Raw genomic sequence first — 16,015 nt, forward strand, 5'->3', positions numbered from 1 at the left:
CCGGACGCGAGAGTGCCCGATGCCCTGTGAATGCGCATCCGTGCAGGTCAGCAGGGTGTTCCGCGGGAGGTGTGTGGGACGTTTCACACTACGACACGGTGGAGTGACCTGGGGGAGAGTCGTCGCGGCCCGCTCAAGAGTGCGGTACCGTCCAACGTCGTGAGCCCTGTACGTCGCTGTTCGCGCACCGCTTGCGGCCGCCCCGCCGTCGCGACGCTGACGTACGTCTACGCCGACTCGACCGCGGTCCTCGGCCCGCTCGCCACCTACGCCGAACCCCACTGCTACGACCTGTGCGCCGAGCACTCCGAGCGCCTCACCGCCCCGCGCGGCTGGGAGGTAGTCCGGCTTCTCGACGGCTCCGCTCCGGCCCGCCCCAGCGGCGACGACCTGGAAGCGCTTGCCAACGCGGTGCGTGAGGCGGCCCGTCCGCAGGAGCGGGCGGCCGGCGGCGGCGGGCGCACGGCGGACCCGATGGAGGTCGCGCGGCGCGGGCATCTGCGGGTACTGCGGTCGCCGGACAACTGAGAGCGTTCACCCCCTCACTCGTTCCACCCAGCGGTGCACGCCCATTGACGCGCCCTTGTCGCGGACACGACCATTCCGGGAGACCGGCGGGAAATCGCTTTCCGCATGCCGGAATCCGGGGAGGCGCCCGTGTACGTCCAGGAACTGGAACCCGTCGCCGACTCGCTCGGCCTGTCCGCCCTCGTCGCGACCCTGCCCCTGGTGATCGTCCTGGTCCTGCTCGGCGGAGTGCGCATGAAGGCGCATCTGGCGGGCGCCACAGGCCTCCTGGCGGCCGTTCTGGTCGCCTGGCTCGCCTACGGCATGCCGCTCGACCAGACGCTCTCCAGTGCCGCCCAGGGAGCCGTCTTCGGCCTCTTCCCCATCCTGTGGATCGTCGTCAACGCCCTGTGGGTGTACCGGATGACGGTCCGCACCCGGCACTTCGACATCCTGCGCCGCTCCTTCGGCCGGCTCTCGGACGACCCGCGCATCCAGGCGCTCGTCGTCGCCTTCTGTTTCGGCGCCCTCCTGGAGGCGCTCGCCGGATTCGGAGCGCCGGTCGCGATCTGCTCGGTCATGCTGGTCGCCCTCGGCTTCGACCCCGTGCGCGCCGCGGTCGTCGCGCTCGTCGCCAACACCGCGCCGGTCGCGTTCGGCGCGATGGGCACACCGGTCGTGACGCTCGCCCAGGTGACGGGGCTGCCGCTGGACTCCGTGGCCTCCGTGGTGGGACGTCAAACGCCCCTGCTGGCACTGGTGGTTCCGCTCGTCCTGGTCTGGCTGGTGGACGGCCGACGCGGCCTGCGCGAGACCTGGGTGCCCGCCCTGGTGTGCGGAATCGCCTTCGCCGTGGCCCAGTTCGCCGCCTCCAACTACGTGTCCGCGCAACTCGCCGACATCGGCGCCTCCTTGGCGGGCGCGGGCGCCCTGGTCGCCGTACCGCACGCGCGTGTGCCCGCCACCGAGTCCGTACGCGCGTCCGTGCTGACCGGCGTGCGCAGCGAGGAGTTGGACGAAGAGGACCCTCGACGCGAAGTCCTGCGCGCCTACGCCCCGTACGCGCTGATCGTCGCGATCTTCTCGGTCGCGCAGATCCCTGCCGTCAAGGACTGGCTGGCCGAAGCGACCCAGACGTACGACTGGCCGTTCCTGGACGTCGCGGGGCCGGACGGGAAGCCGGTCGGCGGCAACGTGTTCACCTGGCCGGTCGTGTCGACCGGCGGCACGCTCGTGCTGCTCGCCGGAGTGTGCACGGCGGTGGTACTCGGCGTGCACGCGCGCGTGGCCGTCAAGGAATGGCTCGCGACCGTACACGAGTTGAGGTTCGCGATCCTGACCGTGACCTCCGTACTGGCGCTCGCGTACGTCATGAATCTCTCCGGACAGGCGGGCACGATCGGCCACTTCGTGGCGGCGGCGGGAGCCGGACTGGCCTTCCTGTCACCCGTCCTGGGCTGGTTCGGGGTGGCGGTCTCCGGTTCGGACACGTCGGCCAACGCGCTGTTCGGCGCACTGCAGGTGACCGCGGCCCGTGAGTCGGGCCTGTCGCCCGAACTCCTGGCCGCCGCGAACAGTTCGGGTGGCGTCCTCGGCAAGATGATCTCGCCGCAGAACCTCACCATCGCGTGCGCGGCCGTGGGCCTCGCGGGCCGCGAAGGGGATCTGCTCCGCAAGGTGCTGCCCTGGAGCGTGGGCCTGCTGCTGGTGATGTGCCTGATCGTGGTGGGCCAGAGCTCACCCGTCCTGGACTGGATGCTGCCCTGACTCTTCCCGGTTTCTCACCCGGCTCTGACCTGTGAGGTTACGGCTGGGAGTCCAGTGGGGGATCACACGGCGCGCTGTCGGTCGGTACGGGTAGTTTGGGGCGACCGATAGGACTTCAGGAGGGTTGGCCGTGGCTGCTGATCTGTCGCAGATCGTGAAGGCGTACGACGTACGCGGAGTGGTCCCGGACCAGTGGGACGAGTCGCTGGCCGAACTCTTCGGGGCGGCCTTCGTCCGGGTGACCGGGGCGAACGCGATCGTGACCGGCCACGACATGCGACCGTCGTCCCCCGGCCTGTCGCGTGCCTTCGCGCGCGGGGCGGCCGCCCAGGGCGCCGACGTCACGGAGATCGGCCTGTGCTCGACGGACCAGCTCTACTACGCGTCCGGCGCTTTCGGCCTCCCGGGCGCGATGTTCACGGCCTCGCACAACCCGGCGCAGTACAACGGCATCAAGATGTGCCGGGCGGGCGCAGCGCCGGTGGGCCAGGACACCGGCCTGACGCAGATCCGCGAACTGGCCGAGCAGTGGACGGAGTCGGGCGCTCCGCAGCCCGCCGCACGGCAGGGAACGATCACGCAGCGCGACACGTTGTCGGACTACGCGGCGCACCTTCGCTCCCTCGTCGACCTGACCTCCATCCGCCCCCTGAAGGTCGTCGTCGACGCGGGCAACGGCATGGGCGGCCACACGGTCCCCACGGTGTTCGAGGGCCTCCCCCTGACCCTCGTCCCGATGTACTTCGAACTCGACGGCACCTTCCCGAACCACGAGGCGAACCCGCTGGACCCGGCGAACATCGTCGACCTGCAGAAGCGCGTGCGCGAAGAGGGCGCCGACCTGGGCCTCGCCTTCGACGGTGACGCGGACCGCTGCTTCGTGGTCGACGAGCACGGCGACCCCGTCTCGCCGTCCGCGATCACGGCCCTGGTGGCCGCGCGCGAACTTGCCCGCAACGGCGGCAAGGGCGTGATCATCCACAACCTGATCACGTCGTGGTCGGTCCCCGAAGTGGTCCGTGAGCACGGTGGCACACCGGCCCGCACCCGCGTCGGCCACTCCTTCATCAAGGCGGAGATGGCGAACTCGGGCGCGATCTTCGGCGGCGAACACTCCGCCCACTACTACTTCAAGGACTTCTGGAACGCCGACACGGGCATGCTCGCCGCCCTGCACGTCCTCGCGGCCCTCGGCGGCCAGGAGGGCCCGCTCTCCACCCTGACCGCCGAGTACGACCGCTACGTGGGCTCCGGCGAGATCAACTCCACGGTCACCGACCAGGCCGACCGCCTGGCGGCCGTCAAGTCGGCGTACGGCACCCGAGAGGACGTCACCCTCGACGAACTCGACGGCCTGACGGTCACGTCCACCGACTGGTGGTTCAACGTCCGCCCGTCCAACACGGAACCCCTGCTGCGCCTCAACGCGGAGGCAAGAGACGAGGCGACGATGGCAAAGATCCGGGACGAGGCCTTGGCGATCATCCGAGCCTGAGGGTTCCGCACTTCCAGCCCGTCCGGCGTTTGAGGACGAGGCCCCTCAAGGGCCGATCGGGGGTCTGGGGGCGGAGCCCCCAGCGGGGTCGAAGGGGCAGCGCACCTGGAGATGGGACGGGTAGGGGCGGCGGGGGCGACCCCTCCCACGGCCACCCTCACCCCACTCCCGCCCAACCCCGGCACCCCGCCCCCCACGGCGGTACCCTGACCAGGCACATCCGCAACCGCACACACAGGCACGCGCCCGCGTACCCGCCCGAAGGGACACCCCATGCCGCTCGAAGCCGGCCTCCTGGAGATCCTCGCCTGCCCGGCCTGCCACGCCCCCCTCAAGGAGCAGGACACCGAGCTGATCTGCACCGGCCAGGACTGCGGCCTGGCATACCCCGTCCGCGACGGCATCCCCGTCCTGCTCGTCGACGAGGCCCGCCGCCCCGCGTAACGCCGAGTCCCGCGCGCAAAGCCACTGCGCCCAGACCACCGCGCACACGGCCACCGCGCACAAAGCCCCCGGCGCGCGTACGACGCCGGCGCGCACCCAAGGAACCCCCGGCGATCGGAGGCTGCCGCCCATGCTCGACGAATCGCTGCTCGACACCCCCGAGGCCCTCTCGGAGGCCGACCGCCGCGGCCTGCTACGCGGCGCCGCCGAGGCAGGCGCCCGCGTCCGCACAGCGGCCCGGCACGCCGCCGAGGCAGGTGTCCACGACCTCAAGCCCGACGGCCGCCCCCGCGCCGTGCTCATCGCGGGCCCCGGCGCCGCAGCCATCTGCGCCGCCGACCTCCTCGGCACCCTCGCCGGCCCCGGCAGCCCCGTCATCCGCCTCGCCCCCACCGGTGTCGCCCCCGCCGCGGGCGCCCTGCGCTGGGAACTACCGGGCTGGGCCGGAAGCGTCGACCTGCTCCTGATCACCACCCCCGACGGCACCGAACCCGGCCTGTCCCTGCTCGCCGACGCGGCCTACCGCCGAGGCTGCACGGTCGTCGCAGTCGCCCCTGCCCGTACCCCGCTCACCGAGGCGGTGGAAAGCGCCCACGGCTTCTTCGTGCCGCTGGCGACGGCCCCGTACGAGCAGGACGAGGCGCTCGCCGCATCCGCCCCGGGAGTCCTGTGGGCCCTGCTCACCCCGCTCCTCGCTCTCCTCGACCGCACCGGCCTGCTCACCGCCCCGCCGGACGCCATCGAGAAGGTCGCCGACCGCCTCGACGACATCGCCGAGCGCTGCGGTCCCGCCATCGCGACCTACAGCAACCCCGCCAAGACGCTCGCCGCCGAACTCGCCGACGCGCTGCCGGTCGTATGGACCGAAGGCGTCTCGGCGGGCCCCGCAGGCCGCCGCTTCGCCGCCGCCCTCGCCGAACTCTCCGGCCGCCCGGCGGTCGTCGCGGAACTCCCCGAGGCACTCGCCGCGCACAGCGCCCTCCTCGCCGGCCCGCTCGCCGCCAGCGCCGACCCGGACGACTTCTTCCGTGACCGCGTAGAAGAAGCACCCGCGCTGCACGCACGCGTGGTGCTGCTCCGCGACCGCCCGATCGGCGGCCTCACGGCTGCTCCCGCCGCCCGTGACCTGGCCCTCAGCCACGACACGCCGATCAGTGAACTGGAGCCGGAGGAGGGTGGCGAACTGGAGACTCTCGCCGAACTGATCGCCATCACGGATTTCGCCGCCGTTTACCTGGCGCTCGCCTCGGGGGCCTGACGTTGACCCGCGCAACCCGCGCCCACTGACCAACGCCCGCCGAGCGGCGTACGTACGGAGACGAAGACACAGCATGGACCGCCTCGACAACACCATCCGCCCCTACGCCTGGGGTTCGACCACCGCGATCCCGCACCTGCTCGGCGTCGAACCGACCGGTGAACCGCAGGCGGAGATGTGGATGGGCGCCCACCCCGGCGCCCCCTCCCGGACGGAGCGCGGCACGCTCGTCGAGGTCATCGAGGCCGCTCCGGAGCGGGAGTTGGGCCCGCAGGCCGTCGCCAGGTTCGGCCCCCGACTGCCCTTCCTCCTCAAGATCCTCGCCGCGGGCGCCCCGCTCTCCCTCCAGGTGCACCCCAACCTGGCACAGGCGAAGGAGGGTTACGAGGACGAGGAGCGCCGGAACATCCCCGTCGACGCACCGCACCGCAACTACAAGGACGCCAACCACAAGCCCGAACTGATCTGCGCGCTCACCGAGTTCGACGGCCTGTGCGGCTTCCGCGACCCGCTCCGGGCGGCCGATCTGCTGGACGGCCTGGGCGTCGACTCCCTCAAGCCGTACGTCGACCTGCTGCACGCCCACCCCGAGGACGCCGCCCTGCGCGAGGTCCTCACGGCGATCCTCACCGCCGACCCCGAGGAGATGCACCACACGGTCGCCGCGGCCGCGGCCGCCTGCACCCGCCTCGGCGGCGACTACGCGCCGTACGCGGACATCGCCCACCACTACCCAGGCGACCCCGGTGTCATCGCGGCCATGCTCCTCAACTACGTGCGCCTGCAGCCCGGCGAGGCCCTGTTCCTCGGCGCGGGCATCCCGCACGCGTACCTGAACGGCCTCGGCGTCGAGATCATGGCCAACTCCGACAACGTCCTGCGCTGCGGCCTGACGCCCAAGCACGTCGACGTCCCCGAACTCCTGCGCATCGTCAACTTCGAGGCCAGTGACCCCGGAGTGCTGCGCCCCGAGGCGTCCCCGGACGGCGAGGAGGTCTACGAGACGCCGATCGACGAGTTCCGGCTGTCGCGTTACGTCCTCCCCGAGGGCACCTCCGCCCACGACCTCACCCGCGCCACCCCGCAGATCCTGCTCTGCACGGCCGGTACGGTGCGGGCCGGCGAGCACGAGTTCGGCCCCGGCCAGTCGGTCTTCGTACCGGCCGGCGAAAAGGCCGAAGTGTCCGGAACGGGTACGGTCTTCCGGGCCACTGTGATCGTATGACCGGGGTTGTGGATACCTGACGCGCCGTCGCCGGGCAGGGCTGCAAGAATGGCCCACCGGCAAAGGACGGGCAAAGCCGCGACGAGGCGGGGCCCCGGACGGCGTACGTACGAAGGCGAAGGGACAACGCGGACACATGAGCGCGTCAGGCGGCACCAGGGCGATCGTGGCGGCACTCGGCGCCAACCTCGCGATCGCGGCATCGAAGTTCGTGGCGTTCGCGTTCAGCGGCTCCTCGTCGATGCTCGCCGAGGGCGTGCACTCGCTCGCCGACTCCGGCAACCAGTTCCTGCTGCTGATCGGCGGCAAGAGGGCCGAGCGCGAGGCCACCCCGCAACACCCCTTCGGCTACGGCCGTGAGCGGTACATCTACGCCTTCCTCGTCTCGATCGTCCTCTTCTCCGTCGGCGGCATGTTCGCCATCTACGAGGGCTACGAGAAGATCCGCCACCCGCACGAGATCGAGCACTGGTACTGGCCGGTCGGTGTCCTCGTCTTCGCGATCATCGCCGAGGGTTTCTCGTTCCGCACGGCCATCAAGGAGTCGAACGAGCTGCGGGGCAAGCTGTCCTGGTCGCAGTTCATCCGCCGCGCCAAGGCGCCCGAGCTGCCCGTCGTACTCCTGGAGGACTTCGGCGCGCTCATCGGTCTGGTCCTCGCCCTCGGCGGCGTCGGCCTGGCCCTGCTCACCGATGACGGCGTCTGGGACGGCATCGGCACCGTCTGCATCGGCGTCCTGCTCGTCCTGATCGCGCTCGTCCTCGCCGTCGAGACCAAGTCCCTCCTCCTCGGCGAGGCCGCCGGCGCCGACGAGGTCAAGAAGATCGAGGCCGCCGTCGTCGACGGCGACACGGTCACCGGCATCATCCACATGCGCACGCTCCACCTCGGCCCCGAGGAGCTGCTCGTCGCCGCCAAGATCGCCGTCCAGCACGACGACACGGCCGCCGAGGTCGCCTCCGCCATCAACGCCGCCGAGGCCCGCATCCGCGAAGCCGTCCCCATCGCCCGCGTCATCTACCTCGAACCGGACATCTACAGCGAGGCCGAGGCGGCGAAGGGCCCGGACCGCGAGGCGACGCCCGGCGGACCGGCGCCGCACCCCGCCGGTCACTGACACCCCTTCGTCAGACCTGCACGGCCCAGGGCGGGGGCGGAGGTACGACGACACGCTTCCGTACGGCCACGGCCGCGATCCCCAGCCCGAGCCCGGTGAGCGCCAGCAGCAGCCCCACCAGCGCGGCCACCCCGAGCAGCGCCGGCACGGTGTAGTCGTCCGCCACGCGGCCCTGGACCGCGCTCACGGGCACCGTGCCTCCGTGGTCGTCGGGGAAGGCCCGCGAGTCCCGCGAGTTCGACCGGTGATCACCGAGCACGAAGAGCCGGCCCTCGGGCACCTGCACGTCGTACGACTGGTGCGTTCCGTCGGCGATGCCGTCCGGCACGTACGGCTCTTCGAGCGGCTTGCCGTTCACGAGGAGCCGCTCGTCCTTGTCTTCCCCCGTGCAGCACACGACGTGATCGCCGCCCACTCCGATGACGCGCTGCATGACGACGGCCCCCTGATAGCGGTCCGGTGCCAAGTAGAGGACCACGTCGCCCCGCCGCACCCCGGTCCCGTCCATACGCTCGTAGACCAGTTGCTGCCCCGGTGTGTACGTCGGCGACATGCTCTCACTGGCCACCGTGGTCCCGTGGTAGCCCGTCCACAGGCTCACCAGCGCCACGATCACCAGCACCAGCCCCAGCGGCCCCAGCACCCCCGCCCAGATCCCGAGCTTCCGCGCCCCGCTCATCGCCACTCCCTCCCCACACGGAACATCCGCGCCGCGCAGAGGGTAGCGGCACTCTGTGAACCAGCTGTGCGGGCCCGTGTCCGCCCCTGGACACGGGCCCTGAGCCGGCTAGCGGATCTCGCCCAGCGCGCCGAGGACCGCCCGCTCGTCCTCGGCCGCCAGCAGCCGCTCCCGGAACCCGGCGTCCATCAACTTCCGTGACAACAACGCCAGAATCCGCAGGTGTTCATCGCCCGCGGCCGCCTCCGGTACGGCGATCATGAACACCAGCCGCGCCTTCGTACCGTCCAACGAGCCCCATTCGACGCCCTCGTCGGACCGCGCGAACCCGACGACCGGCGCGGTCACCGCATCCGTCTTGGCGTGTGGAATCGCAATTTCCTCGCCGAGCCCGGTCGTGCCCTGCTCCTCGCGTCGCAGCGCCGTCCGCACCAACTCGTCCACATCCGCGACCTTGCCGCTGCGCGCCAGCAGTCCGGCCATCTCCCGGATGCCGGCCTCCTTGTCCCGCGCGTCGAGCCGAAGCTTCACGGTCTCGTCGGTGAGATGACCGGAGAGGACTTCGATCCGGGCGTCCGACGGCTCGTCCGACGAGCCCCCGGCAGTCGTCGTGGCGGGAGCAGAGGCTGCGGAGCCTGCACCGTCCGAGCCCGAGGCCGCGGGCCCGGATGCGCCCACTGCCTGCGCCGGTACGACAGCACTTCCGCCCGTCCCCGACAACACACCCACGCCCGCTCCGACCAGCGCCCGCTCGGCATCAGCCAGACCCGCGTCGGCCGCCGACGCGCCTCGCCGCCTCCGCTCACTGACATCGACAAGGGCGACCGTCGTGAGCGCGGTAACGACCGTGCCGATCACCACCGCCACGAAGAACATCGGCACGCCGCTCACCGCACCCAGCACCGCCACGATCGGCCCGCCGTGCGGCACCGCGTCCTCCACCCCGGCGACACCGGCGACCGCACCGGCCACCGCGCCGCCGAGCATGTTGGCCGGAATCACCTGCGCGGGCCGCGCCGCCGCGAACGGGATCGCGCCCTCGGAGATGCCGAAGCAGCCCATGAACAGCGCGGCCAGCCCGGTCTCCCGCTCCTGTTCGGTGTACAGCCGCTTCCGTATCAGCGTCGCCAGACCCTGACCCAGCGGCATGACCGGGATCGCGGCCGCACACATGCCCATGACCGTCTGGTTGCCGGTCGCGATGAGCCCGGCGCCGAACAGGAACGCCGTCTTGTTGACCGGCCCGCCCATGTCGAACGCGATCATCAGCCCCAGAATCGCACCGAGCAGAACCGCACTCGTACCCGTCATCCCGCTGAGCCAGCTGGTCAGGTGCTCGAACACCCACGAGATCGGCTTGCCGATGACGTAGATGAAGAACATCCCGAGCGCCGTCGTCGCCACGATCGGGATCACGATGATCGGCATGATCGGCTGCACGAACTTCGGCACCCGGACCTTCTTGATCCACAGCACCAGATACCCGGCCAGGAACCCGGTCACGATCGCCCCGATGAACCCGGCGCCCGCCTTCGAGTCGTACAACGACCCGGTGTTGGCGATCCAGCCACCGATCATGCCCGGCACGAGGGCGGGCCGATCGCCGATGGCGTACGCGATGTACCCGGACAGGATCGGCACCATCAGCGTGAAGCCGATGACCCCGATGTTGTTCACGTCCATCCAGAAGGAGTCCTTCGGGATGACCAGGCCGCCCGAGGGGTCCGTGTGCCCGCCGAGCGAGAGCGAGATGGCGATCAACAGCCCGCCGACCACCACGAACGGGATCATGTAACTGACCCCGTTCATCAGCGCCTTGTACGCGACGCTCCGCTCCTTCCCGCCAACTCCCGAGGAGGCTGCCGTCGTGCTCCCGGGCTCATGCACGGGCGCCGACCGCACCTGCTCGATCAGCCGGTCGGGGTGGTGAATGCCCTCCGCCACCCCGACCTTGAGAACCCGCAAGCCTGCGAAACGGCTCAGGTCCACGTCCTTGTCCGCGGCGACGATGACGCCGTCCGCGGTGCTGACATCGTTGTCATCGAGGACGTTTTCAGCCCCGATTGATCCTTGGGTCTCCACTTTCATCTCGATGCCGCGGCTCTCGGCAGCCTGCGCGAGCTTCTCCGCAGCCATGTACGTGTGTGCGATGCCGGTCGGGCATGCGGTCACCGCGAGCAGCTTCACACGCCTGCGCTCGCCGTTGCCGCCGCCCGTGGGGGGAGGGCCGGCCGGACTGGTCACGTCGATCTCCTAACGCCTTTGTTTGCGCGAAGCGCCGTCCCGGACGCCCCGCAAGATCGATCAGCAGTTCCCGATCTGCAGGGCATCCTGCACCACCACTCGACCGACTCAAAGATGCAAAAGTCCTGTTCACCCTGGTCTGTTGACTCCTGTTCTCCCGTTCGTACGTGTCTTGTTATCGCTCTCCCCGGCCTCCGCGAGCCCCACCCGTCGTGCGCCGCGATCGGCGCGATCTGTTCGGAGCCGGACTGGGGCGGTCGGGTCGGCCGGTGTAGCTTGGGGTGGAGCCAGACGTCGCTGCTGATGGCGGTCGGGCGGTCCCATCGCGGACCGACCGAGGGAGAGAGGGCCTCCGACGGACTGCGCTGCGCGCACCGGGCATGCCTGTGTCCTCTTCGGGCACCCCTGTGTCCGCCGCCGCGCAGACCAGCCGTACCCACCTCGACCCAACCCCGAGGAGCAGCTCGCAATGACGACTGTCGACAACCGACAGGACTTCAAGGTCGCCGACCTCTCCCTGGCCGAGTTCGGCCGCAAGGAGATCACCCTCGCCGAGCACGAGATGCCCGGCCTGATGGCGATCCGCAAGGAGTACGCCGAGACGCAGCCGCTGGCCGGCGCCCGCGTCACCGGCTCCCTGCACATGACCGTGCAGACCGCCGTCCTCATCGAGACCCTGGTCGCCCTGGGCGCCGAGGTCCGCTGGGCCTCCTGCAACATCTTCTCCACCCAGGACCACGCGGCCGCCGCCATCGCCGTCGGCCCGAACGGCACGCCCGAGAACCCGCAGGGCGTGCCGGTCTTCGCCTGGAAGGGCGAGACCCTGGAGGAGTACTGGTGGTGCACGGAGCAGGCGCTGACCTGGCCGAACACCCCCACCGGCGGCCCGAACATGATCCTCGACGACGGCGGTGACGCCACCCTCCTCGTCCACAAGGGCGTCGAGTACGAGAAGGACGGCAAGGTCCCCTCGGTCGACACCGCCGAGAACGAGGAGCACCGCGTCATCCTCGAACTCCTCAACCGCACCATCACCAATGGCTCGCAGAAGTGGACCCAGCTCGCCTCGGAGATCCGCGGCGTGACCGAGGAGACCACGACCGGCGTCCACCGCCTGTACGAGATGCAGCGCGACGGCGTCCTGCTGTTCCCGGCGATCAACGTGAACGACGCCGTCACCAAGTCGAAGTTCGACAACAAGTACGGCTGCCGCCACTCCCTGATCGACGGCATCAACCGCGCCACCGACGTCCTCATCGGCGGCAAGACCGCGGTCGTCTGCGGCTACGGCGACGTGGGCAAGGGCTGCGCGGAGTCCCTGCGCGGCCAGGGCGCCCGCGTCATCGTCACCGAGATCGACCCGATCTGCGCGCTGCAGGCGGCGATGGACGGCTACCAGGTCACGACCCTCGACGAGGTCATCGACAAGGCCGACATCTTCGTCACCACGACCGGCAACAAGGACATCATCATGGCCTCGGACATGGCCAAGATGAAGCACCAGGCCATCGTCGGGAACATCGGCCACTTCGACAACGAGATCGACATGGCCGGTCTCGCCAAGATCCCCGGCATCGTCAAGGACGAGGTCAAGCCGCAGGTCCACACGTGGACGTTCCCGGACGGCAAGGTGATCATCGTGCTGTCCGAGGGCCGCCTGCTGAACCTGGGCAACGCCACCGGCCACCCGTCCTTCGTGATGTCCAACTCGTTCGCGGACCAGACCCTGGCCCAGATCGAGCTGTTCACCAAGCAGTCCGAGTACCCGACCGGCGTCTACACGCTGCCCAAGCACCTCGACGAGAAGGTCGCCCGCCTGCACCTGGACTCGCTCGGCGTGAAGCTGACCACGCTCCGCCCCGAGCAGGCCTCGTACATCGGCGTGAAGGTCGAGGGCCCGTACAAGTCGGACCACTACCGCTACTGAGCGGCTCGGCGCCGCTGCGGTGAGCGCGTCGGTGCGCTGACACGCCCACCAGCAGCAGTTCCGCCAAGGCAGGCCCCCGCACCCCCGTGTCGGGGGCCTGCCCCTTTGGCCGCCGCGCCCGGATCAGCCCGTCAAGACCCAGGACCCCCATGCCCCGCGGCCGCTATTCGCTCCACGATCCGCACGATCACACCCCCCTCGCAGAAGAGCACTTCCACTGCGCCCCCGGCCCTTCCGGCTGGCGCTATGTCTCCCAACTGGCCACCCCGACGGGTGAGCACAGCGGTTCTGTCGACCTTGCCCTCGACGAACTCGGCCGCCCCATCCGCCTCGAACTCCACGCAGCCGGCTGGCAGGTGCGCGGTGCAGCCCTCGACGGTGTCACCTGGGTCCGTACGGACCCGACCGGGTCTCGTGCCACCGAAGGCAACGTCCACGCCCACGCCTTCACCGGCACGTCCCCCGCGTTCCTCATTGCCACCACCCGTCTCCTGCGCCTCACCCCTTCCGCCTCAGCAACCCGCGTACGCCTCGTCGCCTTCACAGACCCCGTCCTCGCCCCGCGCACCGTGGACCAGTCCTGGGCCTTGGTGAACAGAGAAACACACGCCACTGACAACGCCCCTCTGACCGTGGACGAATACCAGGTCACAGCCCTGGACACCGGCGAGCAGCACGCCGTGCACATCGCGGGCGACGTGGTGCTCTCGGCGCCCGGCATCGAACTCGAAGACCTCGAGTCACCGCCGTCCACCCTCGCCTGAGCCGGAGGGAGCCGAACTGGCAGGGAGGCGAACCGGGCGGCGAGGGCAGACGCGGCGTCGCCGCACGGATCCGACTGCTCGTGCGGCACACCACCGAAGCCGAGGCAGTGACTAGGCCGGCGGTACGAACCCCGTGGTCTGGTCAGCCTCGCTCGCCCCGGCAGGGGGACGATCGCTCGTCGGCACATCCCGCGACACGGCAGACGGGGAAGTCGCAACTCCGGGAGTCCCCGCCGGAGGCATGTAACCGCCCGGAGCTCCAGCCGTCGGCGCGCCATCCACAGGCTGTGGACTCGCGCCCAGGCCTGCCGCAACCGGCGCGCTCGCAGACGGGCCGTTCGCGAAGGTGCGACGCACCTCCCGGGCCTGCCGCTCCTGCACCACCGCCGCCAGATACGCCGTAGGCGGAACACCCTGCGGCACCGGCGTACCCGTACGAGCCGCGAGGTCCGAGGCGAGTTGTTCCGCCATGGTCCAGCCGACCTGCGGGTCCAGTTGTTGCATCCGCGACAGATACTGCCGGACAGCGAGCCACAGCCCGTCCGGCACCGCAGACAGATCAAGCTCCGCGAACCGCCCGGCCAGCCAGGGCGGAGGCGGAGGCAGAAAACCCGTCCGCGCGACAGGCAGCCTTTCCCGTACGACAAGAGTCCCGGCGAACACATCGCCGAGCCGCCGCCCGCGAGCGGACACGAAGGACGCGATGCAGGCGATGACCCCAAAGGTCATCAGGATCTCGACCACTCCGATTCCACCCCTGACCAGCGCATGCCGGAACCGGATCGGCCCACCGTCGTCCCGCACCACCCGCAGCCCGCAGGCCATCTTCCCCAGCGACCGCCCATGGCTGAGCGTCTCGACCGCGATCGGCCCGCCCACCAGTACCAGCACGAAGGTTGCGATCGACACCGCGACCTGCGCCGCCTCGTCCAGCGAAGACGTGGAAGCGATCAGCGCGATGGTCAGAGCGATGTAGACGACCACGGCCACGGCCAGGTCGAGCACTATCGCAAGCGCCCTGCTGGGCAGCCTCGCGGGGCGCAACTCCAACGCCACCGCCTCGCCCGTCACCAGCTCACTCACGCCCGTCGTCCTTCCCCTGGCCTGCCCTCAGAACGGCCAGTCTGCCAAGCTGAGGGCGCATTGCGCCGCAGTACGACAAGCTGACATCCATGACGAGCCGCCGACGAACAGCCGAGGAGCAGGCAAACCGATGGACCTCGACGTCTTCGTCACCACCCACCGGGCTGAGTGGGACCGCCTCGACGCCTTGCTCAGACGCCAACGTCGCCTCACCGGTGCCGAGGCCGACGAACTCGTCTCCCTTTACCAGCGCACGGCCACCCACCTCTCCTTGATCCAGTCCAGCGCTCCCGATCCCCAGCTGACCGGGCGGCTCAGCCAACTCGTCGCACGCGCGCGTAGTGCCGTGACAGGCACCCGGCGCGCCTCCTGGAGAGACGTCACACGCTTCCTTGCACACGGCTTCCCCGCCGCGGTCTACAGATCACGCCGCTGGTGGGTGCCCACCGCGCTTCTGTCCACCGTCGTTGCTGTCCTCCTTGGCTGGTGGATAGGCACCCATCCAGAAATGCAGGCCACCATCGCGGCCCCCAGTGAACTGCGCGAGCTCACTCGCCCCGGGGGTCAGTACGAGACGTACTACTCCAGCCACCCCGCAACCTCCTTCGCGGCCCAGGTCTGGACGAACAATGCCTGGGCAGCGGCCCAGTGCCTGATCCTGGGCGTCTTCCTCGGTCTGCCTGTCCTCTGGATCCTCTTCCAGAACATGCTCAATCTCGGCGTCGGCTTCGGTCTGATGTCCTCGGCCGGACGGCTCGACACCTTCCTCGGCCTCGTCCTGCCGCACGGTCTGCTCGAACTGACCGCCGTCTTTGTAGCCGCCGGCACCGGACTCCGCCTCGGCTGGACCGTCATCGACCCGGGACCGCGCTCCCGACGCACTGCCCTTGCCGAGGAGGGGCGCGCTGCCGTGGGCATGGCAATCGGCCTTGCGCTGGTCCTCTTCGTCTCCGGCGCCATCGAAGGTTTCGTGACCCCGTCGGGCCTGCCCACCTGGGCCCGAATAGGCATCGGAATCGCTGCCGAGCTGGCCTTCCTTATGTACGTCTTCGTCCTGGGCGGCCGAGCGGCCCGCGCCGGAGAGACGGGCGACGTCGATGCGGTCGAGCGCAGCGCCACGGTTCCGACGGCCGCCTGATGTGCGGACACACCCGCTGAGCTGTTAGTCTCTCCTTCGCCCCACGGGAGCCGTTGACACGGACCAAGTGGGGAGGTAGATTCGAACAGTTGCCTGGAACTGGATCTAGTCCGGTCGGCAACGGTGAGTGTCTGTCTGCTTCTCGGAACATGGATTTCGATGAAGCCACTTCCGATCAACCAGAAATGAGTGGCCGGTCAGTCCGGCTCGAAAGTTCTGATAAAGTCGGAGCCGCCGGAAAGGGAAACGCGAAAGCGGGAACCTGGAAAGCACCGAGGAAATCGGGCCGGGAAACGGTCTGATAGAGTCGGAAACGCAAGACCGAAGGGAAGCGCCCGGAGGAAAGCCCGTGAGGGTGAGTACGAAG

The 16,015-nt window shown here is 69.9% G+C and carries 13 protein-coding genes; 10 read left to right on the top strand and 3 right to left on the bottom strand.

The annotated features are described in order from the left end of the window. Positions 1–108: 108 nt before the first annotated feature. From ABZ880_RS12340 to ABZ880_RS12370, 7 genes are all read left to right on the top strand, one after another. Entirely contained in the window at positions 109–528 is a 420-nt protein-coding gene (locus ABZ880_RS12340; protein ID WP_361260567.1) for a DUF3499 domain-containing protein, read from the top strand. Positions 529–657: 129 nt separating this feature from the next. Next, entirely contained in the window at positions 658–2,274 is a 1,617-nt protein-coding gene (locus ABZ880_RS12345) for an L-lactate permease (RefSeq protein ID WP_361260569.1), read from the top strand. Positions 2,275–2,404: 130 nt separating this feature from the next. Beyond that, positions 2,405–3,769, top strand: coding sequence for a phosphomannomutase/phosphoglucomutase (locus ABZ880_RS12350; RefSeq protein ID WP_361260502.1), 1,365 nt, complete (start codon positions 2,405–2,407; stop codon positions 3,767–3,769). Positions 3,770–4,042: 273 nt separating this feature from the next. Next, entirely contained in the window at positions 4,043–4,213 is a 171-nt protein-coding gene (locus tag ABZ880_RS12355; protein WP_007382472.1) for a Trm112 family protein, read from the top strand. 130 nt (positions 4,214–4,343) lie between these two features. Beyond that, positions 4,344–5,471 carry an SIS domain-containing protein gene (locus ABZ880_RS12360; RefSeq protein WP_361260504.1) on the top strand — a complete coding sequence of 376 codons (1,128 nt, stop codon included), beginning with the start codon at positions 4,344–4,346 and terminating at the stop codon, positions 5,469–5,471. Between the two features lie 73 nt (positions 5,472–5,544). Further along, complete coding sequence (gene manA, locus ABZ880_RS12365) at positions 5,545–6,696, top strand: mannose-6-phosphate isomerase, class I (RefSeq protein WP_361260506.1); 1,152 nt, start codon at positions 5,545–5,547, stop codon at positions 6,694–6,696. Positions 6,697–6,832: 136 nt separating this feature from the next. Then, positions 6,833–7,813: a cation diffusion facilitator family transporter gene (locus tag ABZ880_RS12370; RefSeq protein WP_361260508.1), complete on the top strand. Its 981-nt coding sequence runs from the start codon at positions 6,833–6,835 to the stop codon at positions 7,811–7,813. A 10-nt stretch (positions 7,814–7,823) separates the two neighbouring features. On the opposite strand, the gene lepB is transcribed toward ABZ880_RS12370, so the two are convergent. Both lepB and ABZ880_RS12380 read right to left on the bottom strand, forming a co-directional pair. Beyond that, positions 7,824–8,492 carry a signal peptidase I gene (lepB, locus tag ABZ880_RS12375; protein WP_361260510.1) on the bottom strand — a complete coding sequence of 223 codons (669 nt, stop codon included), beginning with the start codon at positions 8,490–8,492 and terminating at the stop codon, positions 7,824–7,826. A gap of 108 nt (positions 8,493–8,600) precedes the next feature. Next, positions 8,601–10,736, bottom strand: a complete 2,136-nt coding sequence (locus tag ABZ880_RS12380; RefSeq protein WP_361260512.1) for a fructose-specific PTS transporter subunit EIIC — start codon at positions 10,734–10,736, stop codon at positions 8,601–8,603. A gap of 469 nt (positions 10,737–11,205) precedes the next feature. Here ABZ880_RS12380 and ahcY point away from each other — a divergent pair, with 469 nt between their 5' ends. Together ahcY and ABZ880_RS12390 are read left to right on the top strand one after the other, a co-directional pair. Then, positions 11,206–12,663 carry an adenosylhomocysteinase gene (gene ahcY, locus ABZ880_RS12385; protein WP_361260514.1) on the top strand — a complete coding sequence of 486 codons (1,458 nt, stop codon included), beginning with the start codon at positions 11,206–11,208 and terminating at the stop codon, positions 12,661–12,663. A 149-nt stretch (positions 12,664–12,812) separates the two neighbouring features. Next, on the top strand, positions 12,813–13,427 hold the full coding sequence (locus ABZ880_RS12390; RefSeq protein ID WP_361260516.1) for a hypothetical protein: 615 nt from the start codon (positions 12,813–12,815) through the stop codon (positions 13,425–13,427). Positions 13,428–13,538: 111 nt separating this feature from the next. On the opposite strand, the gene ABZ880_RS12395 is transcribed toward ABZ880_RS12390, so the two are convergent. Further along, complete coding sequence (locus ABZ880_RS12395; protein WP_361260518.1) at positions 13,539–14,510, bottom strand: RDD family protein; 972 nt, start codon at positions 14,508–14,510, stop codon at positions 13,539–13,541. Positions 14,511–14,640: 130 nt separating this feature from the next. Here ABZ880_RS12395 and ABZ880_RS12400 point away from each other — a divergent pair, with 130 nt between their 5' ends. Then, on the top strand, positions 14,641–15,648 hold the full coding sequence (locus ABZ880_RS12400; protein WP_361260520.1) for a stage II sporulation protein M: 1,008 nt from the start codon (positions 14,641–14,643) through the stop codon (positions 15,646–15,648). Positions 15,649–16,015 lie beyond the last annotated feature (367 nt).

The sequence above is a fragment of the Streptomyces sp. NPDC047043 genome (assembly GCF_040644055.1).
In the GTDB taxonomy this organism is placed as follows: Bacteria; Actinomycetota; Actinomycetes; order Streptomycetales; family Streptomycetaceae; genus Streptomyces.

Bases quoted from the DNA above. Each gene is read 5' to 3' on its own strand.
- ABZ880_RS12360 (WP_361260504.1), top strand. From the start codon at position 4,344: ATGCTCGACGAATCGCTGCTCGACACCCCCGAGGCCCTCTCGGAGGCC.
- ABZ880_RS12355 (WP_007382472.1), top strand. From the start codon at position 4,043: ATGCCGCTCGAAGCCGGCCTCCTGGAGATCCTCGCCTGCCCGGCCTGC.
- lepB (WP_361260510.1), bottom strand. From the start codon at position 8,492: ATGAGCGGGGCGCGGAAGCTCGGGATCTGGGCGGGGGTGCTGGGGCCG.
- manA (WP_361260506.1), top strand. From the start codon at position 5,545: ATGGACCGCCTCGACAACACCATCCGCCCCTACGCCTGGGGTTCGACC.
- ABZ880_RS12390 (WP_361260516.1), top strand. From the start codon at position 12,813: ATGCCCCGCGGCCGCTATTCGCTCCACGATCCGCACGATCACACCCCC.
- ABZ880_RS12400 (WP_361260520.1), top strand. From the start codon at position 14,641: ATGGACCTCGACGTCTTCGTCACCACCCACCGGGCTGAGTGGGACCGC.
- ahcY (WP_361260514.1), top strand. From the start codon at position 11,206: ATGACGACTGTCGACAACCGACAGGACTTCAAGGTCGCCGACCTCTCC.
- ABZ880_RS12370 (WP_361260508.1), top strand. From the start codon at position 6,833: ATGAGCGCGTCAGGCGGCACCAGGGCGATCGTGGCGGCACTCGGCGCC.